This is a genomic window from Nonomuraea typhae (assembly GCF_009760925.1).
GTDB lineage: Bacteria > Actinomycetota > Actinomycetes > Streptosporangiales > Streptosporangiaceae > Nonomuraea > Nonomuraea typhae.
The window spans coordinates 70,893-95,429 of sequence record NZ_VRLV01000024.1 but is presented as its reverse complement, the minus strand read 5'-3'; the positions used below and the strand labels follow the sequence as shown (position 1 = coordinate 95,429).

Here is a 24,537-nt window from a genome sequence, read left to right as displayed (position 1 = left end):
GGGGGGCGGCGGGGTGGACGGCGCCATCCACCGGCGGGGCGGCCCGGCGATCCTTGAGGAGTGCCTCCGGCTGCGCGACACCCGCTATCCGGAGGGGCTGGCGACGGGACAGGCCGTCGCCACGACCGCCGGGCTGCTGCCGGCGAAGTGGGTCATCCACACGGTCGGGCCGGTTCACTCCCGCAAGGAGGACCGCTCGGAGTTGCTGGCGTCCTGCTACCGGGAGTCGTTGAAGGTGGCCGACGAGCTCGGCGTCCACGTGGTCGCGTTCCCGGCGATCTCGGCGGGCATCTTCGGCTGGCCCATGGACGACGCCGCGCGGATCGCGCTGGGCACGGTCTCGGCTGCGAGGACGTCCGTGCGGGAGGTGAGGTTCGTCCTGTTCGGCGCCCCGGCTTATGCCGTTTTTCAGGAAGCCCTTATGAACTTTCCCAGGAAATCGTGACTTTTTTCGTCTTGTCGGCACAGGGGAGTCCTGAGGAAGATCAGCGGACGGCCACCCAGGGGATGGTCAGCTCCCCGAGCCGCCACCTGGCTCGTCCGCCCAGAGGCGCATGCTGGGGGATGGGCCAGGTGGCCCCCATCGCCGCCACCGACGCCAGCCACCGCTGCCGCAACCCGTGAACGCCCAGGGGAGCGCTGACCGCCCACGCGTGGTCCCAGTCCTTGAGGAAGGCGTGGATGCGCTCGCCGGGCACGTTGCGGTGGATGAGCGTCTTGGGCAGCCGGTCGGCCAGGTCGGAGGGCCGCTCGAAGGCGTCGAAGCGGGCCGAGAACGTCAGGGTCCGCGGGCCCTCGCGGTCCAGCCCCGCCCAGACCGCCCGGTGCCCCACCTCGGAACAGGTGCCCTCGACCAGCACGCCGCCGGGAGCCAGCTTGCCGCACAGCACCTGCCAGTAGTGCCAGGCGTCGGCCTCGCCGTACTGCCTGAGGACGTTGAAGGCGCGCACCACGTCGGGCGGGCGCGGGACGGGCAGCTCGAAGCCGCCCAGCCGGAAGGACAGGCCGTCGCGTTCGTACGGCTTGGCCAGCGCGACCCGGGCCGGATCGATCTCGATGCCGATCACCTCGACGTCGGGGCGGATCCGGCGCAGGCGGGTGTGGAGCTCGAGCGTGGTGGTGTGGGAGGCGCCGTAGCCGAGGTCCACCACCAGGGGGCGGGCGGCGGCGCGCAGCACGCGGCCGTGGACGGCGGCCAGCCAGCGGTCGGCCCTGCGCAGCCGGTTGAACCCGGTCGTGCCCCTGGTGATCTCCCCGACCGGCTTATGCACCGATGCGGTGCACTTTGTGCTGGGCCGCCTGGGCGCGGGGGCGGATGACCATGCGGTCGATGTTCACGTGCGCGGGACGGGTGACGCACCAGGCGATGGCGTCGGCCACGTCCTCGGAGGTGAGCGGGTCGGGCACCCCGGCGTAGACGCGGGCGGCGGCGTCGGCGTCGCCGCGGAAGCGGGTCACCGCGAAGCCCTCGCTGTGCACCATGCCGGGCGCGATCTCGATCACCCGCACCGGCTGCCCGACGAGTTCCAGGCGCAGGGTCTCGACCATGGCCGTCTGGGCGTGCTTGGCCGCGCAGTACCCGCCGCCGCCCTCGTAGGAGACCAGCCCGGCGGTCGAGGTCAGCATCACCAGCACGCCGTCGCCGGAGTCCACCAGCTTCGGCAGGAGCGCCTGCGTCATGCGCAACGAGCCGAGCACGTTGGTGTCGTACATGTTCTGCCAGTCGTCGAGCCTGGCCCCGGCCACGGGCTCCATCCCGAGCGCCCCGCCGGCGTTGTTGACCAGCACCTCGCAGTGCTCGATCGCGGCGGCGAAGGCGTCCACCGAGGCGCCGGAGGTCACGTCGAGCTCCAGGGCGCGGATGCCGGGGACCTCGCCGGCCAGTTTCTCCAGCCGGTCGAGCCGCCGGGCGCCGGCCACGACGTCGTACCCCTCCGCGGCCAGCCGCCGCGCGGTCGCCGCTCCGATGCCGCTGCTCGCACCGGTCACCACTGCCGTCTTCGTCATGGCGACCATCCTTCCACGCACCCGCCGCGACCCTAGATGTGAGGAAATGTCGGGAATGAGGCATTGGTTCCGCTGGTTGTAGCCAGGTTGGAGGTGGTGACGGTGAGGCGTCATCGGAGAGTGAACCGCGTGGCGACCATCAGCATGCACACGTCGCCGCTCGATCAGCCGGGCACCGGCGACGCGGGCGGCATGAACGTGTACATCGTCGAGTCCGCCAAACGCCTCGCCCAGCTCGGCGTCGAAGTGGAGATCTTCACCCGGCAGACCAGCGGCTCCCTGCCCCCGGTCGCCGAGCTCGCGCCCGGCGTCTCCGTGCGGCACGTGACGGCCGGGCCGTACGAAGAGCTCGACCGCGCCGACATGCCCGGCCAGCTGTGCGCGTTCCTGTCCGGCGTGCTGCGCACCGAGGCCATGTACGACCCGGGGCGCTACGACGTCATCCACTCCCACTACTGGCTGTCCGGCCAGGTCGGCTGGCTGGCCAAGGAACGCTGGGGCGTGCCGCTGGTCCACACCATGCACACCATGGCCAAGGTCAAGAACCTCCTGCTGGCCGCCGGGGACAAGCCGGAGCCGCCCGCCCGCGTGCTCGGCGAGGAACAGGTCGTCGAGGTCGCCGACCGGCTCGTGGCCAACACCGACGACGAGGCCCGCGAGCTCAAGGAGCTGTACGGCGCGCCGGACGAGCGCGTCGCCGTCGTCAACCCGGGCGTGAACCTCACCGTCTTCCAGCCCGCCTCCCAGGGCGCCGCCCGCCGCCGGCTCGGGATCCGGCAGGACGCGCACCTGCTGCTGTTCGTCGGCCGCATCCAGCCGCTCAAGGCCCCCGACGTGCTGCTCAAGGCCGCATCCCGGATGCTCGTCGAGGACCCGTCGCTGCGCGGACGCCTCGTGGTCGCCTGCGTCGGCGGCCCCTCCGGCACCGGCCTCTGTCAGCCGAACCGCCTCGCGGACCTGTCCGCCGAACTCGGCATCGCCGACGTCGTGCGCCTCGTGCCGCCGGCGCCCCAGGACGAGCTGGCCGACTGGTACCGCGCCGCCGACGTCACCGTCGTGCCCTCCCACAGCGAGTCGTTCGGCCTGGTCGCCCTGGAGTCGCAGGCGTGCGGCACCCCCGTCGTGGCGGCCGCCGTGGGCGGGCTCCGCACCGCCGTCCGCGACGGCGTGTCCGGGCTGCTGGTGGACGGCCACGACCCGCACGACTGGGCCCGGGCGCTGAACCGCTTCGTCACCTCGCCGCGCTGGCGCGACGGCCTGGCCTCCGGCGCCCGCGCGCACGCCGCCGCCTTCGGCTGGCAGGCCACCGCCGCGCGCCTCGTCGACGTCTACGCGGGCGCGATGGCACACGTGCACCAGGTCCCCGTCGCCGTCAGCTCATAGTCTGTACGGCATGCGCGAGGTAGTGGAATCGGCCTTGAAGGCCACCGGAGTGCCCTTCACGGAAGAGCGGCCCGGCGCCTTCGTCGTGACCCTGCCCGGCAAGCGCAAGCTCGCCACCGTCGTCTGGCTCGTCGTCGGCGACCAGGCCATGCTGGTGGAGGCGTTCTTCTGCCGGCAGCCCGACGAGAACCACGCCGCCTTCTACCGGTTCCTGCTGGCGAAGAACGGCGGCATGTACGGCGTGCACTTCGCCCTCGACCCCGTCGGCGACGTCTACCTCGTCGGCAGGACGCCCCTGGACGCGATCACCGAGGAGGAGGTCGATCGCCTGCTCGGCTGCGTGCTCACCTATTCGGACGACTGGTTCAACAAAGCCCTCGAGCTGGGCTTCGCCTCCACGATCAAGCGCGAATGGGAGTGGCGCGTCAAGCGCGGGGAGTCGCTCAAGAACCTCCAGGCATTTGCCCACTTCGCCGACCCCGGCTCCTAAGATTGGCGCCATGGCGACTTTGGTGCTGCTACGGCATGGCGAAAGTGATTGGAACGCAAAGGGGCTGTTCACCGGCTGGGTGGACGTGAGCCTGTCGGCCAAGGGCGAGGACGAGGCCAGGCGGGGCGGCCGCCTGCTGGCCGAGGCCGGCGTGATCCCCGACGTGGTCCACACGAGCCTGCTCAACCGGGCCATCCAGACGGCCCAGCTGGCTCTCGCCGAGGCCGGGCTGGCCTGGCTGCCGGTCAAGCGATCCTGGCGGCTCAACGAACGCCACTACGGCGCGCTGCAGGGCAAGAACAAGGCGCAAACGCGCGAGGAGTTCGGCGACGACCAGTTCATGCTGTGGCGGCGCTCCTACGACACCCCGCCGCCGCCGATCGCCGACGACGACGAGTACTCCCAGGCCGCCGACCCCCGCTACGCGCTCCTGCCCAGCGAGCTGAAGCCGCGCACCGAGTGCCTGAAGGACGTCGTGGAGCGCATGCTCCCCTACTGGTATGACGAGATCGTGCCGGAGCTGGCGGCCGGCCGTACCGTGCTGGTGGCCGCGCACGGCAACTCGCTGCGCGCCCTCGTCAAGCACCTCGACGGGATCTCCGACGAGGACATCGCGGGGCTGAACATCCCGACCGGCATCCCGCTCGTCTACGACCTGGACGCCGACTACAAGCCGGTCAAGAGTTCCTACCTCGACCCCGAGGCGGCCAAGGCCGCCATCGAGGCCGTGGCCAACCAGGGGCGTTAACCCGGGCGGGAGCCGGTGACGAGGTAGACGACGTCGCGCGCGATTCGCACCGAGTGGTCGGCGTACCGCTCGTAGTAGCGGCCGATCAGCGTGATGTCGATCGCCGGCTCCACGCCGTGCGCCCACTCCTTGGACAGGATCTTGCGGAACAGGCGGCGGTGCAGCTTGTCCATCGCGTCGTCGTCCTGCTCCAGCTCCAGCGCCGTGTCCACGTCGCGCTCGGCCACGCAGCTGCCGGCCTTGGTGACGAGGTTCTCCGCGATCTGGCCCATCTCCAGGATGTTCGCCCGCATGTCGGCGGGGATCGCCGAGTCGGGGTGCCGCAGCCGCGCGACCTTGGCGACGTGCACCGCGAGGTCGCCCATACGCTCCAGGTCGGTCCCCATGCGCAGTGCGGTGATCACCATGCGGAGGTCGATCGCCACCGGCTGCTGCCGGGCCATCAGCTCGAAGATGTTGGTCTCGATCTCCGCGAAGATCCTGTTCACCTCCTCGTCACGGGAGATGACGTTCTCCGCCAGTTGGAGGTCCGCATCGAGGAGTGCAGTGGTGGCCCGCGAAATCGCGGACCGGACAAGCCTGGTCATTTCCACCAGCTTGTCCGTGAGGGAGTCAAGTTCTTCATGGTACGCGTCGCGCATGCCGTTACCGTACGTGTGGGTCTGTGAACGAACCTCGACCACTAGGTGAACTCTCCGGGAAAGAACCGTTCATCCGCAGGTGAGAGGTCTGTGTTGCCCGGCGGGCCACCTACCATCGGAAGCATGAGTGAGATGGCCCTGAGCTTCGCGGCCCTGGCCGGCTTCGTGGTGGGAGCCGTGGCCGTCCTCTTCTACCGTAACCAGATCGAGACGCGTGGCAAGGCCGACGACGTCGAGGACGCCGAGACCGGAGCGCTGCCGCAAGGCGTCGCCTCCGTGCTCGCCGTGCTGCCCTCCTCCGCCGTCGTCCTGGACGCCCACGACCGCGTGCTGCGCGCCAGCTCGGCCGCCCGCGCCTTCGGCCTGGTCAAAGGCGACCGCCTGATGGCCGCCGAACTCCTCGCCCTGGCCCGGCAGGTGCGCCGCGACGGCGAGATCCGCGAAAGCGAGATCGACGTCGCCGGCCACAAGTTCGGCCAGGAGATCACCTGCTTCGCCGTCCGCGTCGCCCCGCTCGGCTCCCACGGCCAGGTCCTGGTCCTCGCGGAGGACCAGACGGAACGCCGCCGCGTCGAAGCCGTCCGCCGCGACTTCGTCGCCAACGTCAGCCACGAGCTCAAAACCCCCGTCGGCGCCCTCAGCCTCCTGGCCGAGACCATCCAGGACGCCGCCGACGACCCCGAAGCCGTCACCCGCTTCGCCGGCCGCATGCAGCACGAGGCCGCCAGGCTCACCTATCTGGTCCAGGACCTCATCACCCTGAGCCGGATCCAGGGTGCGGAACCCATCCCCACCCCCGGTCAGGTGTCCATCGACGAAGCCGTCAACGACGCCATCGACCACTGCAACACCAAGGCCGTCGCCAAGGACATCACGCTGGTGTCCGGCGGCGCGGAAGGGCTGCGCATCTGGGGCGACGACGAACTCCTCGTCACCGCCCTCCGCAACCTCATCTCCAACGCCATCGCCTACAGTCCCGAACACACCAGGGTCGTCGTCAGCGTCAGACCGGCCGGCGACTCCGTCGAGATCAGCGTGAGCGACCAGGGCATCGGCATCCCGGAAGAAGCACTCGAGCGCATCTTCGAACGCTTCTTCCGCGTCGACGCCGCCCGCTCCCGCGCGACCGGCGGCACCGGCCTCGGCCTGGCCATCGTCAAACACGTCGCCGTCGCCCACGCCGGCGAAGTAACCGTGTGGAGCAAGGAAGGCTCCGGCTCCACGTTCACCCTCCGCCTGCCCGCGTTCGGCGGGACGGCGGTAGCCGTACCACCCTCGATTCCCCTGGAGGCAGTCAAGTGACTGAGCGCAGCGAAGGAACCAGTAGACACAGCACCTTTGGGGTTACGAGCCCGACGAAGGAGGGCTCGTGACCCGCGTTCTCGTAGTTGAGGATGAGGAGTCGTTCTCCGACGCCCTGTCGTACATGCTGCGCAAGGAAGGCTTCGAGGTCTCCGTCGCCGCGACCGGCCCCGAAGCGCTGGACACCTTCGACCGCAACGGCGCCGACCTGGTCCTGCTGGACCTCATGCTCCCCGGCCTGCCCGGCACCGAGGTCTGCCGATCCCTGCGGCAGCGCTCCAAGGTCCCCGTCATCATGCTCACCGCCAAGGACAGCGAGATCGACAAGGTCGTCGGGCTCGAACTCGGGGCCGACGACTACGTCACCAAGCCGTTCTCCTCCCGCGAACTCGTGGCCCGCATCCGCGCGGTGCTGCGCAGGCAGGGGGACGTGGTGGAGGAACTCGAAAGCGCCGTCCTGGCCGTGGGCCCGGTCCGCATGGACGTCGACCGGCACGTGGTCGCGGTGCGGGGGGAGCAGGTGCAGTTGCCGCTGAAGGAGTTCGAGCTCCTGGAGGTGCTGCTGCGCAACGCCGGCCGCGTGCTGACCCGTGGACAGCTGATCGACCGCGTCTGGGGGGCCGACTATGTGGGCGACACCAAGACCCTGGACGTGCACGTCAAGCGCCTGCGCGCCAAAATCGAGGCCGACCCGGGGAATCCGCGCTGCATCCTGACCGTCCGCGGCCTCGGCTACAAGTTCGACGCGGTGGAGGAGTAGGGGTTCTCGCCGCCTTTATCGCAGGTCTTGTACGGCGGGGCCGGCTTGCCGCCTCCCGCCGCCGCGGGTGGCGCCCGATCGCCGGGCGCTTCTCACGTCGGACGTGGTCCCCGCCGTGACGTCGTCTCCTTGACCGGCCACCGTGCCTCGCCCCGGCCGCCGTAAGTGCGCGCCGTCCCTCGCCGTCCACCTTCCCGCCGCGCGGCGCGCCTCCCCTTCGGCTGGCGCCTCGGGAGTGCCTCATCCGGATGCCTGAAACACGGCGAAACACCCCCGGCCCGGGTATGAATCTGCAAGATTTCCCAGGCCGGGGGGACCGTTTCACCCTGAAGGCGATAGGGCTTTCTCATCTTGCCCACTGGCCCCACAAGGCCGCATGGGAACGTCGAGATGCGATGATCTAGCACGGTGTGTAACCGGCTGTGGGCACCTATCCCAATCGCCCCAGCATGCGGCGCTGTGCTGCCTTCACCCGAAGCCGGTCAAGGCAAACCCAAGACCCGTGCCGCTCGAAGCCGGGGGTCAGTGGCCGCCGCCCGTCGTGGGGCTGGCCGAGGGGGAGGACGTCGGGGCCGGGGCCGGGGTGGCGCCGGGGGCGGGCGGGTAGGCGGTGTACTCGCGGCTGCGGGACACCACCGGAACGCTCATCTCCACCGTGCCGGCCCGGGCGAACTGGATCGACACCGCGACCGTCTCCCCGCCCTTCAGCGGCTTGGCCAGGCTCTGGATGAGGATCTGCGGGGTCGGCTTGCCGGTGCTCGTGAGGACGCCTGCCGGCACGTTGACGGGGGCGACCAGCTTGGCGGTGCCGACGTCGGTGGTGACGGCCTCGATGGTGTCACCGCCGGGGCTGAGCACGTTGAGGTACACGGGCGCCTGACCGCCCTGGGCGAGCTGTGCGCCGACGTCTGGGCCGAGGATGAACGCCTGGGGGATCTGGACGCCGCGGGAGCCGTACTTTCCGCTCTGGATGAGGGCGGCGCCCTCGGTGGGGGCGTAGGGCTTGTTGGTGTTGGCGTCGAACCCAGCGGCACAGCCGGCCAGCACGGGTGCCGCGAGGAGCGAGGCGGCGGCGACAATCCAGCGACGGCTGGTCACGGGGGTAACTCCTAGGTCTCGCGCGTGCGTGTGTGAGTGAGCCCGCCCACCTTATCCGGCCCATTCCATGGTCATATCCGCACCCCCGCAGGTCATTCGGTATGTCAGCTTTTGTGATTCACAGAGTTGAAGGGTTGTCAACCCCTAATGTGCGGCTTTGACCTGCAGTTATGGTGATTTCACTGTTCCGGGAGGCTGTGGATGCGTGGTACCCTGGAGTACAGCGGAAGGGGTACTTGTCACATGACTTTCCAGGTCGGCGACACTGTCGTCTACCCCCACCATGGGGCTGCTCGGATCGAAGCAATCACGACCCGAACCATCAAGGGTGAGGAAAAGACCTACCTGGTGCTCAAGGTCGACAAGGGCGACCTAACCGTCCAGGTGCCAGCGGAAAACGCAGAACTTGTCGGCGTGCGTGATGTTGTGGGCCAGGAGGGCCTCGAGCGGGTTTTCGACGTTCTTCGGATGCCGCACACCGAGGAGCCGACCAACTGGTCTCGCCGTTACAAGGCCAATCTCGAGAAGCTTGCTTCCGGAGATGTCAACAAGGTCGCCGAAGTCGTTCGGGACCTGTGGCGGAGGGACCGCGAGCGCGGCCTGTCCGCCGGTGAGAAGCGCATGCTCGCCAAGGCCAGGCAGATTCTCGTGAGCGAACTCGCCCTCGCCGAGAAGACCAACGAGGACAAGGCCGAGGCCCTACTCGACGAGGTTCTCAACTCCTGAATACTCAGCTTCCCCGGGTGGGCGTCGGAATTGACGTCCACCCGTTCGCATCCGGGCGCGAGCTCTATCTCGCCGGCCTGCACTGGCCGGGCGAGACCGGCCTAGACGGCCACTCCGACGCCGACGCGGCGGCCCACGCGGCCTGCAACGCGTTGCTGTCGGCGGCCGGGCTCGGCGACCTGGGCGCCGTCTTCGGGACGTCCGATCCGCGCTGGGCGGGTGCCTCCGGCGCCGTGCTGCTGGAGGAGACCGTGCGCCTCGTGCGCGCGGCCGGGTTCCAGATCGGCAACGTCGCCATCCAGGTCGTCGGCAACCGGCCCAAGCTGGCTCCGCGGCGCGCGGAGGCCGAGGCGGTCCTGAGCGCTCTCGTGGGCGCTCCGGTCAGCGTGTCGGCGGCCACGACCGACGGGCTCGGGTTCACCGGCAGAGGCGAGGGAATCGCCGCCATCGCCACCGCGCTCGTGGTGAACCTCGAGTAGCGGTAAGGCGTCTTATCTCGGGATGCGTGAGGGTATCCCGGCGGGCGGTGCCTCCGGCCCGCCGCTTTACCGGGACGGCGGTCCGTTACTGGCGCGGTACGGATCGCCGTCCCCTTCATGCGTAACTCTCCGTCATGTCGGGTACACCCCTGGTGACAGGCGTGTACGACTTGGGGGGAGCTTGTCATGATCGGAGCCATCGTTTCGGCGATCGTCATCGGAGCCATCGTCGGCGCGCTCGGCCGGTTGATCGTTCCGGGCAAGCAGAACATGTCGATCGGACTCACGCTGATCGTCGGCATCGTCGCCGCGCTGCTCGGCACGCTGATCGCCCACGTGTTCGGCTGGGCCGACACCCGGGGCATCGACTGGCTGGAACACATCCTCCAGCTCGCCCTCGCCGTCCTCGGCGTGTGGCTCGTCGCCCGAATGCAGGCCAGCAGGGGCACGGGCAGCTCAGGCCCTGCCGTCTAGGCATATTCGCCGGCCCGTGGGTAGACGTCCCTCCACGTGTGAAGAGCTCACACGGACCCGGGAGGTGCCCTCATGACCATCGAATCCATCATCGGCGCCATCGTCATCGGCGCCGTCATCGGCGCCCTCGGCCGGCTGCTGCTTCCCGGCAGGCAGCCGATCGGGTGGATCCTCACCATCGTCGTCGGCATCGTCGCCGCCCTCGTGGGCACGCTGATCGCCCAGGTTCTCGGCGTGGAGACCACCCGGGGCATCGACTGGATCGAACTGGTGATGCAACTCGTGCTGGCGGTGGTCGGCGTCGGCCTGGTCGCCGGTCTGCGCCGCGGCAGCCGTACCTAGAAAGCGGCCTGAACCGCAGGAGAGATGCTGCCCGTGACCGCGCCGAACCCCAGGCGGGTGCCGTCGGCGGCGGGAACGGAGGCGGTGACCCGCACGGTGTCGCCGTCCAGCAGGAAGACCCGCTCGGAGCCGTCGGGCATCACGAGCGGGTCTCTGCCGTTCCAGGTGACGTCCAGAAGCGTGCTGCCGCCCCCGATGGGCCCGGTGGTCAGGAGATCACCCGTGCGCACGGCAGCGCCCGTCACAGAGGCGTGCGCGAGCATCTGCGGTCCTGTCCAGTACTGGCGTTCAAAGGTGGGTGTTGCGAGGCTTGTCCCGTTCACCTGAATGTCCAGGCTCATCTGGATGGCCACGTCATCTTTGATCATCAAATAGTCGGCTGGTTCCGGATCCTGCGGCGGTTGCGGCGTGCGCGAGTGATTGAGCGCCGACAACGGCACCACCCACGGCGAGATCGACACCATGAACGCCTGCCCCAGGAACGGCCCCATCGGCCGCGCCTCCCACGCCATCAGATCCCACGCCCGCCAGGCGTTGACCAGCACCGCGCCGAACACGTGCTCAGGGAAGTCGGACGTGCTCAAGGGGTACGGCGCGGCCGACGGCACCCCGACCACGTAGCCGAGCTCGGCCGACAGGTCCAGCTTGGCCGTCGGGCCCACCTGGCCCGCGCTGAGCTGCCCGCGCGGGCGCACGACCGGAGCCCCGGACACGGTGACCGCCGCGGCCCTGCCGTACTGGCCGACGGGCATGTGGCGCCACGTGCGCGGCAGCGGCTCGCGCTCGGGCGGCAGGAACATGCGGCCCACGTTCGTGGCGTGCTCCAGCGACGTCTGGAACAGCAGCAGGTCGGCCACGTTGAACGGCAGGTGCAGCCGCGCCTCCCGCATCGGCACCAGCGCCGGCACCGCCAGCGGACGGCGGCGTTCGTCCGTGAGCAGCTCCAGGACGTCGGCGCGCACGTTGTTCCACACGCGCGGCCCCGCCGCCAGGAACGAGTTGAGCGTGCCGCTGGCGAACCAGTACGCCGGGGGCAGCGTCCCCTGAGTCGTCAGCAGGTGCAGGTCCAGGACGTACTCGCCGATCGCCACCCCCACGCGCGGCAGTTCGCCGCGGCGTGAGAAGACGCCGAAGGGGAGGTTGAGCAGGGGAAACTCACTGCCCTCGGGAACCGGCACCCACGACATGATCGCCACGGGTGGCTCTTTCCCCCACCCGGGTCAGGCGGGTATGGGCGTTAGGTCAAGATTTCATTCCTTGGGCGGCAATGGCGTGCTGCGCATGCGGCCCGACGGGGCGTCGTCGCCGGCCAGTTCGCTCTCGTCGGCCTGCTCGGGGCCGTGGCCGGGGTCGGCGTCGCTGAACACGCGGACCGGCTGGGTGTCGGCGTCCCGCTCGGTCACCTCGGGCGTTTTGGGGTGGACGAGCACGTCGGTCGGCTTGACCCGGTCGCCCCAGCGGACCGGCCTGGGCGGCTCCTCGTCGGAGGCGGGCCGGGGTGCGGGAACGGGCTCGGGGACCTCAGGGGCTTCGGGGCCGTCGAGGGCTTCTGGGCTGGGCGGTTCGGGGCTCGTGGCCTTGGGGGCGGGAGCTTCGGCCGGCCGGACTTCGGGCGCGGGCGCTTCGTGGGCCGGCGTCTCAGGGGTCTCAGGGGCCTCTGAGGCTTCGAGCGCGGGGGCGTCGGGTGCTGGGGTCTCGGGTGCCGGGGCGACGGGCGCCGGGGCCGACCAGCGGGTGACGCGCTCCGACAGCGGGGGCCGCTCCTCCATCCCCACCGGCCGGGCGAACTCCGCCGTCGCGGGCTCGGGCCGGTGGAACGGCACGATGTCCGGCTCGGGCTCGCTCCCCTCGGGTACGGCGGCGCGTCGCGCATGCACGTGCTTGATCAGGAGCAGCCACAACCACAGCGCCACGGCCAGCATGACCCACGGCGCCACCGCCACGCCCAGTGCCGCCTGCCGTACGTCGAAGGTGAAGCGCAACGCCGTGGAGACGTTGACCGCCGCGGCGGCGACGATCAGCAGCACGAGCACCACCGCGGCCTGCGCGCGCACCGCCGGCCGCGCCGAGCGCAGCAGGAGGACGGCGATGAGCGCGACGACGAGCACCGCGTCGAACGCGGCCGGATAGAGGAAGGCGAGGTCGGGCCTGGCCTCGCCGTGGATGGCCAGTTCGCGCAGATCGTCGAAGGACAGGGCGCAGGCGGCGCCGGTCAGGGCGGCGACCGCGAGTCCGGCGAGGGCGAGGCCCAGGCGGCGCAGCGTGGAGGGGGGAGTCACGTCCATGGCGCCATCGAGACTACAGAAGAATGGGAGACAGGAAGCGATCAAGGGAGATTCCATGGCAGAGCTCTCCGACGAGGTGCGCAAGCTGTTCGACGGTCCCAACTACGCGACCGTGACCAGCCTCAATCCGGATGGCGGGCCGCAGTCCACCGTGATCTGGGTGCGCACTGACGGAAACGACATCCTGTTCTCCACCGTCAAGGGACGCCGCAAACCACGCAATTACCAGCGCGACCCCAGGACCAGCATTCTGGTCATCGATCCCGGGAACCCGTTCCGCTACGCCGAGGTCAGGGGCACCGTCACGCTGGAGGACGACCCGGCGGGCGACCTCATTCAGGAGCTGTCGCAGAAGTACCGGGGCAAGCCGTGGGAGGAGCATCCGGGCGCCGAGCGACTCATTGTCCGGGTACGTCCGGAGAGGGTCATTCTCCGAGGTTGATTGTCGGCATAAGACGCTGGCTGAGGCGTTAGCCTTGCCTTCGTGAGCCTGCACCTTTACGACACCAGCACGCGCGCCATCCGTGAATTCGTTCCGGTCGAAGCCGGCCGGGCGTCGATGTACCTGTGTGGGGCCACCGTGCAGGCGCCGCCGCACATCGGGCACATTCGCTCCGGTGTGAACTTCGACGTCCTCCGGCGCTGGCTGACGCGCTCCGGTTACGACGTCACGCTGTGCCGGAACGTCACCGACATCGACGACAAGATCATCAGGGTCTCGGCGGAGGAAGGCGTGCCCTGGTTCGTCGTGGCCGAGCGCAACCAGCGTGCCTTCACCTGGGCGTACGAGACGCTCGGCTGCCTGCCGCCGACCGTCGAGCCGCGCGCCACCGGGCACGTGCCCGAGATGATCGAGCTGATGGAGCGGCTGATCGAGCGCGGCCACGCCTACGCCGCGGGCGGCGACGTCTACTTCGACGTGCGCTCCTACGCCGACCGGTACGGCTCGCTGTCGAACCAGCGGCTGGAGAACATGCGTCCGGCCTTCGACTGCGACGACGACTCCCACAAGCGCGACCCGCGCGACTTCGCCCTCTGGAAGGGCGAGAAGCCCGGCGAGCCGACCTGGCCCACGCCGTTCGGCCCCGGCCGGCCCGGCTGGCACCTGGAGTGCTCGGCCATGGCCACGAAGTACCTCGGGCCGGCCTTCGACATCCACGGCGGCGGCCTCGACCTGATCTTCCCGCACCACGAGAACGAGATCGCCCAGTCGCAGGCGGCCGGCGACGGCTTCGCCCGCTACTGGATGCACAACGGCATGCTCAAGATCGGCGCCGAGAAGATGAGCAAGTCGCTGGGCAACTCGCTGCTCATCCCCGACATGGTGCAGAAGGTCCGCCCGGTGGAGCTGCGCTACTACCTGGCCGTCCCGCACTACCGCTCCTCCATCGAGTACTCCGAGGAGGCCCTGCGGGAGGCGGCGGCGGCCTACCAGCGCATCGAAGGCTTCGTGATCAGGGCCGCCGAGGTCATCCACGACGTGGACGCCGACGCCCCCCTGCCCCAGGCGTTCGTGGACGCCCTGAACGACGACCTCGGCACCCCGCAGGCGGTGGCGGTGATCCACGAGGTGGTCCGCGAAGGCAACGTGGCCCTGTCCAAGGGCGACAAGGAGGCCGTGGCCCGCCTGCTGGCCGAAACCCAGACCATGCTCGACGTCCTCGGCCTCGACCCCCGCTCGCCCCAGTGGCGCTCGGGCGGCTCCGACCTGAAGCCCGTGGTCGACGCCCTGGTGGCCGTGGCCCTCGAACAACGCAAATCCGCCCGCGAACGCAAGGACTACGCCGCCGCCGACGCCATCCGCGACCAGCTGGCCGCCCTGGGCATCCTCGTCGAGGACACCCCCCACGGCCCCCGTTGGGAACTTTCGCGCTGATCCGACCCGGTACCCTTGGGCGCATGGCAGCTGGGGGTAGGGCGTCGGGTCGGCCCGCGAAGAAGAAGGGCCCGAGCAAGGGCACCGGTGGGCAGAAGCGTCGCAGCCTTGAAGGCAAGGGTGCGACGCCGCCCGCGCACATGCGCCACTGGTACAAAGACAAGGCCCGCGAGGAGCGCGTCGCCAGGGAGGCCAGGGGCGGCACCACGTCCCGCCAGCCCGCGCGCCAGCGCCGCTCGGAGGACGCCCCCGAATACATCGGCGGACGCAACCCCGTCCTGGAAGCCCTGCAGGCAGGCGTCCCCGCTAGCGCGCTGTACGTAGCCCAGCGCGTCGAAAACGACGACCGAGTCCGCGACTCCATCAAAATCGCCGCCGAACGCGGCATAGCCCTGCTCGAAGTCACCAGGGAAAAGCTGGACCGCCTGACCGAGGGCGCCGTCCACCAGGGCCTCGCCCTGCAGATCCCGGCCTACGACTACGCCCACCCCGACGACCTGCTCGCCCTCGCCCAGGACGCCGCCGAAATCCCGCTGATAGTAGCCCTGGACGGAGTCACCGACCCCCGCAACCTGGGCGCCATAGCCCGCTCCGCCACCGCCTTCGGCGCCCACGGCCTCCTCATCCCCTCCCGCCGCTCCGCCGGAGTGACCGGAGGCGCCTGGAAAACCTCCGCCGGCACCCTCGCCACCCTCCGCGTGGCCCGCGCCGCCAACCTGACCGCCGCCCTGCGCGAGTACCGCGAGGCCGGCCTGTTCATCGTCGGCCTGGACGGCTCAGGCGACGTGGACATCGCCGACGTCGACCTGCTCACCGAACCCTTGGTCGTCGTCGTGGGGTCGGAGGGGAAGGGATTGTCCCGGTTGGTCCGCGAACAGTGTGACGCGCTGGCCCGCATCCCCATGCAGGCGGCCGCCGAGTCGCTGAACGCGGGGGTGGCGGCTGGGGTTACCTTGTATGAGGTCGCTCGTCAGCGACGCGGTTGACCGTCTACACTGGTGGGCCGTGCCGACGTAGCTCAATCGGCAGAGCATCTGTCTTGTAAACAGAAGGTCAGGGGTTCGATTCCCCTCGTCGGCTCTACAAGGACTGAAGGCAGTCCTTCCTGGCTAAGGGCGTGGTCCTCGCCCTCGGCTCGGGCTGTGACACTGGGGCTCTGCCCCAGACCCCGGGCGAGGGCGAACCCTCGCGCTCCCCGCGGGGCTGGGGTTTGGGGTTGCGCCTGGTTCCGGCTGGCTTGAGGCCGTGCTTCGCTCTCAGGAGCGCCTCTCGGCGTTGGTACAGCAACCCTGGTCCCGAACGCCTGAGAGGTGTCGGGGACAAGGATGAGCTCTTGCTAACACCCGTGTGAGTAGCGCTCGTCAGGGGTTCTGGCCTTCCGCCAGATCGACGGCCCAGTCCTTGAACCGCGAGCGCTATTCCTGTGCCTGGGACTCGCCAAGCCCATATGCGATCAGCTCCGAGTCCGGATAGAGATCAAGAGTAAAGAGCATCTGGGCGAAGACTGCGTCACTGGGGCGTTGGAGCAGACCATATGCCGGTACTGCATAACCTCCGGCGAGGGCGAACCCCTGACCTTCGGCTGCGCTGAGGTCCCCAATCGAGGTGGCGGGGAAGGGCGATGACACCCGTGATCGGCCCCGTGAGCTCATCGAGCGTAGCGGGCACGATGTATGGGCGAAGCGCTCAATATCCCCTAGCTTCCATAGCACCAGTGTGGCTGATGAAACCGTGCAGGTGCACGCGTACTATGCCTGCCGCACGGGATGCCACACGAGCCCAGCCCGTCTTGGCGCTGATGATCTGCACGAGGTGCCGTTACATCCTGCATTTCCATGACAAGCACTCGATCTTTGACGTCGACTGAGAAGTTCCGGCTTCGGGTGCTCTGCGTCTGAGGCGGGTGGCTGGTGGGGCTGTACCTGGGGAGCTTTGAGAAGGCGTGGGGCGGTCTCGCTAGAGTCCTGAGGCATGGCTACGCGGATTGACTACTTCGATGACCCGGACGCGCCCGCGGCCGACCGCCTGGTGCCGTCGGTGAACGTCATCGTGACCAATGCCGAGGGTGAGCTGTTGATGATCCGGCGTAGTGACAACGGGAATTGGGCGGTGCCCGGGGGTGCCATTGATCTTGGGGAGTCGATTCCGGCGGCCGCGATCCGGGAGACGCTGGAGGAGACCGGGATCACCTGTGAGATCACCGGTCTTTCCGGGACCTATAGTGACCCGCGGCACGTGATCCTTTACACCTCGAACGGCGAGGCTCGGCAGGAGTTCTCCCTCGTGCTCATCGGGCGGGCCGTTGGCGGGACGCCGACGCCTAGCGAGGAGTCGCGCGAGGTGCGATGGGTGCCGCGCGATCAGGTGGTGGTGCTGCCGATGGACCGGTCGATGCGGATGAGGATCGAGCACTACCTGAGCGGGGACGGCCTGCCGTACATTGGCTGATCTTGGCCGGGTCGGACCGGGGAGGCGGTCGGCGTGCAGGGTTGGTGGGCGAACCTTTTGCAGGGCGCGCTCTCCGCGATCATCGGTGGTGTCGTCGCGGCGGTCACCGCGTGGGGTGTCGTGGCCGCGACGCGTCGGCACGACCGGCGTACCCTCCTGGAGGTTGAGGCGCGCAATGCCGCGATCGAGCTGTTCGTCATGCTGGCGGAAATCGACACGAAGCTGACGCAGGCCCTCGACAACGGCGTACCGCTGGGCATCGTCACGAACAGCCGTGAATGGACCGTCACCGTGCTCAAGGCCGAAGTCGCGATGTTCACCCTGGGGCGTGATCCTGGCCGGCGGTTCTCTCAGGAGATCGGGGATCTACGGCGCGCGCTGGAACTGGCGGAGGGGCACGAGCTTTCCCGTGAAGAGTTGCTGCACTCGGCATCGACGGCGCTTCAGGCACTCGCCGATCACCTGGCGGACTGGATGATGAAGGGCAGGCACCTTGGCTCAAGCAGTGCGCGTTTCTAAGGCTCGGGTGGCGGGTCGCATGTCATGTGGCACATAGAGTCATCGGGCGGTGACTTTTTGTCAGCTTGCGTGCAAACGGTGTGGCCTCCTTGAGAGGCTGCCATCCTTCCCTTAGGAGGGGGTCGCGCTGGGGGGTGGCGATCAGTGCCGACCGATGACGATGCGCTCAAGATCTTTGATTTCGATGGTGGCTGCTGCGGCCATGCTTGTCTCGTGCGCGACGGTGTTGCCAGTGGTGGGGCGGATTCTCCTGCAGATCGGCACCGGTATCGTCGTGGCTGTGGGTGCCGAGTACGTCAAAAAGCTCACCAACCCGCAGCAGGAGACGCAGAAGCCCGTTCTTGAGATACGGCACACGAACTGCGCCGGGAAGCGGGCCGTCGAGAGCTACGGCATCGAGAACGCGGACCAGATCGGGGTCTACGCGGTTTCTGGAAAAGTCACGATTGAAGGGCATCCCCGGAAAAAGATCGTCACCGTGGCGCCAGGGACGGTGGCCACCATCGAGGTCTTCCAAGGGGCCGGAGGCCGGCCGGTCGGTATGGAGGTCGGGCAAGAGGGGGCGGCCCTCTCGTGTTCGGAGCCGGTCAAGGCCAAGCCGTCCGGCAAGCCCTCTGCCAAGCCGTCCGGCAAGCCCTCTGCCAAGCCGTCCGGCAAGCCCTCTGCCAAGCCGTCCGGCAAGCCCTCTGCCAAGCCGTCCGGCAAGCCCTCTGCCAAGCCGTCCGGCAAGCCCTCTGCCAAGCCGTCCGGCAAGCCCTCTGCCAAGCCGTCCGGCAAGCCCTCTGCCAAGCCCTCTGTGACGGCTCCAGATCCGCTCGCGATGCCCCGGGGGTTCGTCGGGCGTTGGCGAGGGCCTGCGACGCAGTCAGGGAGTAGTGACTACGGCGTCGATCTGACGCTCAAGGCAGGAGAAGTCGGCGATGCTGTCGGCCGCATCCGTTATCCGGGTCTTGAATGCGGTGGCACTCTCACTCTGCAGTCGATCAACCGTAGCCGGGTCACCCTGCGGGAGGAGATCACGGTTGATCCGAGATACACGTGTGTGCGGACGGGGGTGGTTACATTGGCGAGGTCCGCGGCCGGAAGGCTTGCTTATCGGTGGTTCTACGGGGCGAACGAGACGACACCGACGGTGACCGCTCCGCTTTCTCGGCAGTGATCGCTTCCCGGGCGTGCAGCCGAACGATCGTCCGCCTGTCCGCTGGAGGTCGGTTCCGCGCGCGGGCGACGCCTGATCTGGTCGCAGGTGTAGTCGCCCGGGACGGTCACCGGTTGTAGTTCTTTCCCAGGGGCATGCCGGGGATGGGCTTGGCTATGAGGGCGACGGGGATGAAGAAGCAGATCTGGCTGATCGTCAGGATGAGTGTCCAGAGGGCTTTGTCGTCGTAGTGGGCTGCGGCCCTGGTGTACAGGGAGTCGGGGACGCGTTCGCCGGATGGGTTCGGGGTGAGGACGGCTTCTACGAGTTCCAGGGCCACGCGTTCGGGGTCGGTGAAGTAGGGGGCGTCCGGCCAGGTGGCGACGGCGGTGATGGCGACCTCTTCGGCGCCCGACTTTCTGAGGAGGTCGCTTTGGCGGATGACGTGATACGTACTGCCGACGATCTGGCCGGCGCGGAGTTGGACCAGGTGGATGGTGGTCCGGGGGATCGTGTCGTTCAGGATCGCCTTGGTCATGGCGGCGGCCACGTCGGTCAGTTCGGGGAAGAACTGGACGGGGTCGGGCAGGCGGGATTGGGGCGTGGTCATGGGCCGTCTCCTTGGAAGGGGTTCGGTGATCCGACGACACGGCCGGGTGGAATGTGAGGCCGGGCCGAACCCCTTTCGAGGACGTCAGACCAGACGGCGGATTTCGCCGTAGGCGCGGTAGAAGCCGCCGCGGCCGGCGGAGCGGATGCCGTCGACCAGGTAGCGGGCGCCGGGCTGGCGTACGGCCTTGGGGAATTGCACGTTCCAGGATTCGTAGCCGGGGGTGATCACGCGTACGCGCAGGCGCTCGCCTTCCTGGACGCATTCGACGATCACGCCGTCGCCCGAGCTGACCGTCTCCACCTGCGCCGAAGGCTCGACGATCTCCAGGGAGGCGGCGGCCTTGACGTCCATGGGCTGGGGCACGTCGCCGGCGCGGGCGGCGGCGATGGCCGCTTCGCTTGCGTCGATGCAGGCCAGGGAGCCGTCGGTGGTGACGATGTAGAGGCGGTCGTCGAGGTACTGCATGGAGAACGCCGAACCGCAGCCGGTGCCGAGTTTCCACAGGCGTTCGCCGGAGGCGTCGAAGCAGTAGACCGACGAGTGGCTGTCGCCGGCGAAGACGTGGCGGCCGCCCGGGGAGGTGGCGCAGGAGTACACCGCGGCGTCGCACTGGTACACCGCTTCCACGCGGCCGTCGCTCTTGGCCAGCCGGTGGACGGTGCCGCGGGCCGTACCGGCGTAGACCGAGTGGGCTTCCTGCCAGCCGAACAGCACGTCGCGGGCCTGCCTGTTCTCCCAGACGGGGGCGCCGTCGGCGGTGTCGTAGCGGGCTACGCCGCCGGAGTGGCCGTGGTAGACGGCGTCCTCGTCGCAGCGGACCATCCAGGCGGAGTCGCCGCTGCTGCCGCGCGCCCACTGGAACTCGTCCTCGTAGTCGATCGTGGTGATGCAGCCGGCCCGGTCGGAGACGCCGAGGACGCCGTCGTGGATGTCGAGCCAGTAGATGTCCACGTCGGCGGCGATCTCGTAGGCCGAGCGCGGGACCTTGCCGCTGAGGTCGTAGACGCGGCCGTCGTCGCAGCCGGCGTAGATCCAGAAGTCGTCGGCCACGATGCACTTGACGCCGTCGGGCAGCTTGAACCGGCCGGTCACGGTGCCGGTGTGGGTGACGGTGTAGACGTCGCCGTTCTGGTTGCCGACCCAGCAGCGCTCGCCGTCGACGAAGATGCCGAAGGCCGCCGCGCCGCTGTCGAAGCGCCACAGGACCGGCGCCTGCTGGGCGGTGGAGCGGGTGCTGGCGATGGTTCTGCGGGTGACCGCCCGCCGCTGGCGCACACCGCGTACGGCCGCCGCGTACCCCTTGCGGCTTTTCTCACTGATCTTCTTGGCCGCCGCGGCCTGCGCCTTCGCTTCGGTGGGGAATGCGGTGACCTTGGTCTGGCCGGCTTCGCCGATGCGCCCGTAGGTGATCGTGACCTCGGTTCCGGCCACGGTGACCTCGTAGAACTTGTGCGATCCGCCGCCGTCCTCAGACAGCTCGAGGTAGGTCATGTCCGCTTCTCCAGTTTTGCCCGCACTTGATCAGTGGCACGGACACTAGAGCATCGCGGCGACAGAAACCTTGCCTACCCGTGAGACCGGGCAGGCACAAGCCGGCCCACGGGTGGTTTGTCATGGTTTAGTAGGTTGTCCGGACGACCTTCGTGGTGAGTTCGAAAATGCGGGCGGGGTCTCCCTTGCTGCCCGCCCGCGTTTGGCCGGTGTCCCGGAAGATGATCCAGTATCGGCCCACCAGAGGTTCCCTGTATTCCAATATCCCCGGCTCCGCCATGACGAACTGATCCTCGTAGTCGTCCCGGAGTGAATCGCTCGGGTCTACCCGCAGGTAGATTTCCTCCCCATCTTCCATATCGCCATGGTCGCACGTCGGAAACTTCGTGAGGTCTGGTCGCCGTACATTTTCCTTTGCCTGGCGGGCCGGAAGGTATTTCCCGGCCCGCGGTCGCGTTATAGGTCGGTGGCGATGATGCGTTCGATGTTTCGCTCCGCCAGCGCGGTAATGGTGACGAACGGATTCACGCTGGTGTTGCCCGGGATCAGCGCGCCGTCGATGACGTAGAGCCCGGGGTAGGCGGTCAGCCGGCCGTAGTTGTCGGTGGCCTTGTTGAGTACGGCGCCGCCCAGCGGATGGTAGGTGAGATGGTCGCCCCAGATCTTGTACACGCCGAACAGGTCGGTCCGGTAGATCGTCCCCTCTTTGGCGTTGATCTTGTCGAAGATCGTCTTGGCCATGTCGATGGACGGCTGCTTCCAGGCCGTCTGCCAGTTCAGGTCAACCGCGCCGGTGGCGGCGTTCCAGGTGAACGCGGCCCGGTGCGGGTTCTTGGTGATCGACAGGTAGAACGAGGCGAAGGTCTCGATGCCGGTCGGCAGCGGGGCGATCTCGGCGAAGGCGCCGCCGGCCGCCCAGTTGTCGATGCCGGAGCAGGGGATGGACGACTGGAGTTTGCCGGTCGGGTCCCATAGGTGGTTGGCGCGACCGCACATGACGTTGCCGTTGTCGCCCCAGCCCTGGCCTATCTCGTCGTTCAGTCCCGGTAATGCGCCGGTGGCCTTTAATTTCACCAGGAGTTTGCTCGTGCCGACGCTTCCCGCGGCGAAGAAGACGCGGTCCGCGGTGACCGTCTTGGTGGCGGTTGTGGCGCCCGAGGTGTTGAGCTGGTCGATGACGACGGTATAGCCGCCGCCCGCTGCCGGGGTCACCGACGTGACTCTGTGGAGGGCGGAGATCGTCACCCTGCCGGTGGCTTTCGCGCGGGCCAGATACGTCTGCTGAAGGCTCTTCTTGCCGTGGTTGTTGCCGTACAGAATTTCCCCGGCCAACGCCGACTTGGGGGCGGTTCCCGCGGCCTCTCGCTTCATGTAGTCCCAGTCATAGACGTCCGGGACGAAGACGAACGGGAAATTGGACCGCTGGGCGTGTTTCCTGCCGACCCTGGAGTATTGGTAACCGGGTGTGGTGTCGAACCAGGCCGGGTCCACGAGGCTGACGCCCAGCCCGGAGTTGGCCCGGGGGTAATACGTGGCGTACATCTCGTCGGCGTTGACCGACGGCAGGATCGCGGCGAAGTTCTCGCGCTTCGGGGTCACGGCCATGCCGCCGTTCACCAGTGAGCCGCCGCCGACGCCACGGCCCTGGTAGACGGTGATGCCGGCGAAGTCCTCAGCGTCGAGGATGCCGGTGTACCGCGGGATGTCGCGGTCGATCGGGAAGCCGAGGAAGTAGTTGAGCGGGGCCTTGGTGCGCGTGCGCAGCCAGTAGGAGCGCCGGTCGGGGGCGGTCGTGTTGCAGAAGATCTTGCCGTCGGAGTCTGGCGTGTCCCACGCCATCCCCATGTCCACCATGTGTACGGCCACGCCCGCCTCTGCCAGGCGCAGGGCGGCGACGGCTCCGCCGTACCCGGTGCCGATCACCAGGGCGGGGACGCGTTCCCCGGAGGTGACGGAGGCGTGTGCGGCGGGGGCGCGGCCGGCCAGGACGGCGGCGCCCAGGAGTGAACCGGTTCCAGCGATGAAGCCACGACGGGATATGCCCGACATGTGACCACTCCTCACTCTCGACGGATTCGCGCCCCTGAAATCACTACGATTCGCGCCTCTGAAATCACGAAGAAGGGTCAGTGCCTGGCGGGCGACGTGCCGCTGGGCAGCTTGCACACGGTGTCGAGGCCCAGGACGTGGTTGAGGCGGCCGAAGGCCAGCCAGGAACCCAGGCTCATGGTCAGCTCCACGATCTCCACCTGTGTGTAGCAGGCGGCCATGCGCGCCCAGAACTCCTCGTCGAGGCCGTGGTGGTCAAGGGTGTACCGCTCGGCGTACTCGGCGGCCAGCCGGGTGCGCTCGTCGAAGGCGGAGGTGGTGCGCCAGTCGGCGACGGCGTCGGCGAACTCCTCCTCGACCTTCTCGCCGTCGCGCTCGGTGCGCCAGTCGAGGCAGAAGACGCACCCGTTGATCTGGGCGACCCGCAACCGCGCCGCCTCGAACTCGCGCAGCCCGAGCGTGGTGTGGGCGTAGACCGACAGCGAGAAGTGCGCGGCGGCGGGCCCGATGCCGGGCACCATCTCGCCCCATACGTACTCGATGGCGTCCTTGCCCGCGGGAACGTCGATCCTCATGACAGCCTCCCGGGCCGCAGCGGTACGTCGAGGGCGTCGTAGAGGCCGGGTTCCGCGGCCACGAGCCAGTCGATGGCGTTGACCAGGCGGCCGACCGCGGTGGCGTTGCCCCCTGCGGCGCGGTTGCCGTCCTCGTCGGTGGCCTCGACGGTGACCTCGATGCGCGGGCGGCCCTCGATGACCACCCGGTGGGCGCCGACGCCGTCCGGCGGTGCGGGCCAGTCGGGCGCGCAGGCGGCGTGGATGCGGGTGACGTGCTCGATGACGATCCGGGGCGCGCCGCCGACGATGCCCTGCACCTCGAAGCGGACCGCCCCTTGGGTGCCGGCCTCGAACGTGCCCATGGCCGCGGTGGTCACCGTGGTGTCGAGCGCCCGGCGGTCCACGGTTTCGCGTACCTCGTCGAGTTCGGCGCCGAGCGCGCGGGCCATGAGGCGGATCTGGCCGCCCCACACCATCGCCGGGACGGTCGCGGCCAGCATCGGCGGCTCGTAGTCCATCGGCTGGCCCATGCCGACCAGGTAGCGGACCGCGTCCTCCTGGTCGTAGGCGGAGTAGTCGAAGATCTCCTGGCAGCGGATGACGTCCGTGCGGGCGCCGAGCCCGCTGATCAGCAGGGGCAGCACGTCGTTGCCCCAGCCGGGGTCGACGCCGGAGACGAACAGCGAGCCGCCGCCCTCCTTGACGGCGGCCAGGATCGGCTCGCGCAGCTCGGGCGGGGCGTTGCGCTGGTCGTAGAGGGCGTAGAGCGAGGGGGTGACGACGACCGCGCCCATGCCGACGGCCTTCAGGATGTCGGCCAGCGCGTCGTCGGGGCGGATGTCGCCGGAGGCGGCGTAGACGACCGCGCCGGGGCGGGTGGACAGGGTGGCCTCGACGTCGGCGGTGGCGATGACGCCCAGGTCGTGGCCGAGTCCGGCGAGGTCTCCCGCGTCGCGGCCGACCTTGCCGGGGTTGTGGACGATCACGGCGGTGAGTTCCAGCGCCGGGTGGGCGGTGACGGCCCTGATGGCCGCGCGGCCGACGTTGCCGGTACCCCAGACAATCGTGGAGACCATGGGCGGAGCGTAGCAAGCGCTTGGTTCGGTGTATA

Annotated in this window: 28 protein-coding genes and 1 tRNA gene; 17 read left to right on the top strand and 12 right to left on the bottom strand. The window is 68.9% G+C overall.

The genetic code is table 11. From position 1 onward, the window contains the following. On the top strand, positions 1 to 445 hold a 445-nt coding region (locus tag FVE25_RS51465; RefSeq protein WP_246268789.1), incomplete at its 5' end, for an O-acetyl-ADP-ribose deacetylase. A gap of 40 nt (positions 446 to 485) precedes the next feature. Here the strand turns inward: FVE25_RS51465 and FVE25_RS51460 are convergent. Both FVE25_RS51460 and FVE25_RS51455 read right to left on the bottom strand, forming a co-directional pair. After that, positions 486 to 1,271 (bottom strand): class I SAM-dependent methyltransferase, encoded by a 786-nt coding sequence (locus FVE25_RS51460; RefSeq protein WP_157254730.1) that lies wholly within the window; start codon positions 1,269 to 1,271, stop codon positions 486 to 488. Continuing rightward, positions 1,264 to 2,007 carry an SDR family NAD(P)-dependent oxidoreductase gene (locus FVE25_RS51455; protein ID WP_157254729.1) on the bottom strand — a complete coding sequence of 248 codons (744 nt, stop codon included), beginning with the start codon at positions 2,005 to 2,007 and terminating at the stop codon, positions 1,264 to 1,266. Before FVE25_RS51455 ends, FVE25_RS51460 begins: the two co-directional genes overlap by 8 nt. A 120-nt stretch (positions 2,008 to 2,127) precedes the next feature. Between FVE25_RS51455 and mshA the strand changes: the two genes are divergently transcribed. Genes mshA through FVE25_RS51440 form a run of 3 tightly spaced genes read left to right on the top strand, consistent with a single transcriptional unit; the run spans position 2,128 to position 4,628 of the window. Continuing rightward, complete coding sequence (gene mshA / locus FVE25_RS51450) at positions 2,128 to 3,390, top strand: D-inositol-3-phosphate glycosyltransferase (RefSeq protein ID WP_425489537.1); 1,263 nt, start codon at positions 2,128 to 2,130, stop codon at positions 3,388 to 3,390. Between the two features lie 10 nt (positions 3,391 to 3,400). Then, positions 3,401 to 3,880 (top strand): type III secretion system chaperone family protein, encoded by a 480-nt coding sequence (locus FVE25_RS51445; protein ID WP_157254728.1) that lies wholly within the window; start codon positions 3,401 to 3,403, stop codon positions 3,878 to 3,880. A gap of 10 nt (positions 3,881 to 3,890) precedes the next feature. Then, positions 3,891 to 4,628 (top strand): phosphoglyceromutase, encoded by a 738-nt coding sequence (locus FVE25_RS51440; RefSeq protein WP_157254727.1) that lies wholly within the window; start codon positions 3,891 to 3,893, stop codon positions 4,626 to 4,628. Here FVE25_RS51440 and phoU read toward each other — a convergent pair. Then, positions 4,625 to 5,269 (bottom strand): phosphate signaling complex protein PhoU, encoded by a 645-nt coding sequence (gene phoU, locus FVE25_RS51435; RefSeq protein WP_157254726.1) that lies wholly within the window; start codon positions 5,267 to 5,269, stop codon positions 4,625 to 4,627. The two genes, FVE25_RS51440 and phoU, sit on opposite strands and share 4 nt — an antisense overlap. Before the next feature lie 123 nt (positions 5,270 to 5,392). Between phoU and FVE25_RS51430 the strand changes: the two genes are divergently transcribed. Both FVE25_RS51430 and FVE25_RS51425 read left to right on the top strand, forming a co-directional pair. After that, complete coding sequence (locus tag FVE25_RS51430; RefSeq protein ID WP_246268787.1) at positions 5,393 to 6,571, top strand: sensor histidine kinase; 1,179 nt, start codon at positions 5,393 to 5,395, stop codon at positions 6,569 to 6,571. Positions 6,572 to 6,638: 67 nt separating this feature from the next. Further along, positions 6,639 to 7,331, top strand: coding sequence for a response regulator transcription factor (locus FVE25_RS51425; RefSeq protein ID WP_157254725.1), 693 nt, complete (start codon positions 6,639 to 6,641; stop codon positions 7,329 to 7,331). 522 nt (positions 7,332 to 7,853) lie between these two features. On the opposite strand, the gene FVE25_RS51420 is transcribed toward FVE25_RS51425, so the two are convergent. Next, complete coding sequence (locus tag FVE25_RS51420) at positions 7,854 to 8,429, bottom strand: copper chaperone PCu(A)C (protein ID WP_246268763.1); 576 nt, start codon at positions 8,427 to 8,429, stop codon at positions 7,854 to 7,856. A gap of 243 nt (positions 8,430 to 8,672) precedes the next feature. On the opposite strand from FVE25_RS51420, the gene FVE25_RS51415 reads away from it, so the two are divergent. The 4 genes from FVE25_RS51415 (at position 8,673) to FVE25_RS51400 (ending at position 10,450) form a co-directional block, all read left to right on the top strand. After that, positions 8,673 to 9,155: a CarD family transcriptional regulator gene (locus tag FVE25_RS51415; RefSeq protein WP_030451583.1), complete on the top strand. Its 483-nt coding sequence runs from the start codon at positions 8,673 to 8,675 to the stop codon at positions 9,153 to 9,155. A 17-nt stretch (positions 9,156 to 9,172) separates the two neighbouring features. Next, a complete protein-coding gene (ispF, locus tag FVE25_RS51410; RefSeq protein ID WP_157254724.1) occupies positions 9,173 to 9,634 on the top strand; it encodes a 2-C-methyl-D-erythritol 2,4-cyclodiphosphate synthase in 462 nt (153 codons plus the stop codon). A gap of 186 nt (positions 9,635 to 9,820) precedes the next feature. Next, positions 9,821 to 10,108: a GlsB/YeaQ/YmgE family stress response membrane protein gene (locus tag FVE25_RS51405; RefSeq protein WP_157254723.1), complete on the top strand. Its 288-nt coding sequence runs from the start codon at positions 9,821 to 9,823 to the stop codon at positions 10,106 to 10,108. Between the two features lie 72 nt (positions 10,109 to 10,180). Then, entirely contained in the window at positions 10,181 to 10,450 is a 270-nt protein-coding gene (locus FVE25_RS51400; RefSeq protein WP_157254722.1) for a GlsB/YeaQ/YmgE family stress response membrane protein, read from the top strand. Here the strand turns inward: FVE25_RS51400 and FVE25_RS51395 are convergent. Together FVE25_RS51395 and FVE25_RS51390 are read right to left on the bottom strand one after the other, a co-directional pair. Further along, on the bottom strand, positions 10,447 to 11,637 hold the full coding sequence (locus FVE25_RS51395) for a fumarylacetoacetate hydrolase family protein (RefSeq protein WP_219826024.1): 1,191 nt from the start codon (positions 11,635 to 11,637) through the stop codon (positions 10,447 to 10,449). The genes FVE25_RS51400 and FVE25_RS51395 overlap by 4 nt on opposite strands. A gap of 63 nt (positions 11,638 to 11,700) precedes the next feature. Beyond that, positions 11,701 to 12,735 (bottom strand): DUF2637 domain-containing protein, encoded by a 1,035-nt coding sequence (locus tag FVE25_RS51390; protein ID WP_181019984.1) that lies wholly within the window; start codon positions 12,733 to 12,735, stop codon positions 11,701 to 11,703. A gap of 55 nt (positions 12,736 to 12,790) precedes the next feature. Between FVE25_RS51390 and FVE25_RS51385 the strand changes: the two genes are divergently transcribed. From FVE25_RS51385 to FVE25_RS56750, 7 genes are all read left to right on the top strand, one after another. Further along, positions 12,791 to 13,177, top strand: coding sequence for a PPOX class F420-dependent oxidoreductase (locus FVE25_RS51385; protein ID WP_157254719.1), 387 nt, complete (start codon positions 12,791 to 12,793; stop codon positions 13,175 to 13,177). Between the two features lie 42 nt (positions 13,178 to 13,219). Next, a complete protein-coding gene (gene cysS / locus FVE25_RS51380; RefSeq protein ID WP_157254718.1) occupies positions 13,220 to 14,611 on the top strand; it encodes a cysteine--tRNA ligase in 1,392 nt (463 codons plus the stop codon). A gap of 23 nt (positions 14,612 to 14,634) precedes the next feature. Further along, positions 14,635 to 15,597 carry a 23S rRNA (guanosine(2251)-2'-O)-methyltransferase RlmB gene (rlmB, locus tag FVE25_RS51375; protein ID WP_157254717.1) on the top strand — a complete coding sequence of 321 codons (963 nt, stop codon included), beginning with the start codon at positions 14,635 to 14,637 and terminating at the stop codon, positions 15,595 to 15,597. Between the two features lie 21 nt (positions 15,598 to 15,618). Next, positions 15,619 to 15,691: transfer RNA gene (locus FVE25_RS51370), tRNA-Thr, on the top strand. An 891-nt stretch (positions 15,692 to 16,582) separates the two neighbouring features. Continuing rightward, positions 16,583 to 17,059, top strand: coding sequence for an NUDIX hydrolase (locus tag FVE25_RS51365; RefSeq protein WP_157254716.1), 477 nt, complete (start codon positions 16,583 to 16,585; stop codon positions 17,057 to 17,059). A gap of 33 nt (positions 17,060 to 17,092) precedes the next feature. Continuing rightward, on the top strand, positions 17,093 to 17,578 hold the full coding sequence (locus FVE25_RS51360; RefSeq protein ID WP_157254715.1) for a hypothetical protein: 486 nt from the start codon (positions 17,093 to 17,095) through the stop codon (positions 17,576 to 17,578). Between the two features lie 154 nt (positions 17,579 to 17,732). Further along, on the top strand, positions 17,733 to 18,737 hold the full coding sequence (locus tag FVE25_RS56750; protein WP_157254714.1) for a PT domain-containing protein: 1,005 nt from the start codon (positions 17,733 to 17,735) through the stop codon (positions 18,735 to 18,737). A gap of 106 nt (positions 18,738 to 18,843) precedes the next feature. On the opposite strand, the gene FVE25_RS51350 is transcribed toward FVE25_RS56750, so the two are convergent. The 6 genes from FVE25_RS51350 to FVE25_RS51325 all read right to left on the bottom strand — a co-directional run bounded on the left by FVE25_RS51350 (position 18,844) and on the right by FVE25_RS51325 (position 24,502). Further along, entirely contained in the window at positions 18,844 to 19,326 is a 483-nt protein-coding gene (locus FVE25_RS51350) for a carboxymuconolactone decarboxylase family protein (RefSeq protein ID WP_157254713.1), read from the bottom strand. Between the two features lie 84 nt (positions 19,327 to 19,410). Further along, on the bottom strand, positions 19,411 to 20,820 hold the full coding sequence (locus FVE25_RS51345) for a WGR domain-containing protein (protein WP_157254712.1): 1,410 nt from the start codon (positions 20,818 to 20,820) through the stop codon (positions 19,411 to 19,413). Positions 20,821 to 20,947: 127 nt separating this feature from the next. Then, a complete protein-coding gene (locus FVE25_RS51340) occupies positions 20,948 to 21,178 on the bottom strand; it encodes a hypothetical protein (protein WP_157254711.1) in 231 nt (76 codons plus the stop codon). A 98-nt stretch (positions 21,179 to 21,276) separates the two neighbouring features. Then, positions 21,277 to 22,869 carry a GMC oxidoreductase gene (locus FVE25_RS51335; protein WP_181019983.1) on the bottom strand — a complete coding sequence of 531 codons (1,593 nt, stop codon included), beginning with the start codon at positions 22,867 to 22,869 and terminating at the stop codon, positions 21,277 to 21,279. Between the two features lie 77 nt (positions 22,870 to 22,946). Beyond that, positions 22,947 to 23,444, bottom strand: a complete 498-nt coding sequence (locus FVE25_RS51330; protein WP_157254710.1) for a carboxymuconolactone decarboxylase family protein — start codon at positions 23,442 to 23,444, stop codon at positions 22,947 to 22,949. Continuing rightward, complete coding sequence (locus FVE25_RS51325) at positions 23,441 to 24,502, bottom strand: NAD(P)H-dependent amine dehydrogenase family protein (protein ID WP_157254709.1); 1,062 nt, start codon at positions 24,500 to 24,502, stop codon at positions 23,441 to 23,443. The genes FVE25_RS51330 and FVE25_RS51325 overlap by 4 nt, the downstream gene beginning before the upstream one ends. Positions 24,503 to 24,537 lie beyond the last annotated feature (35 nt).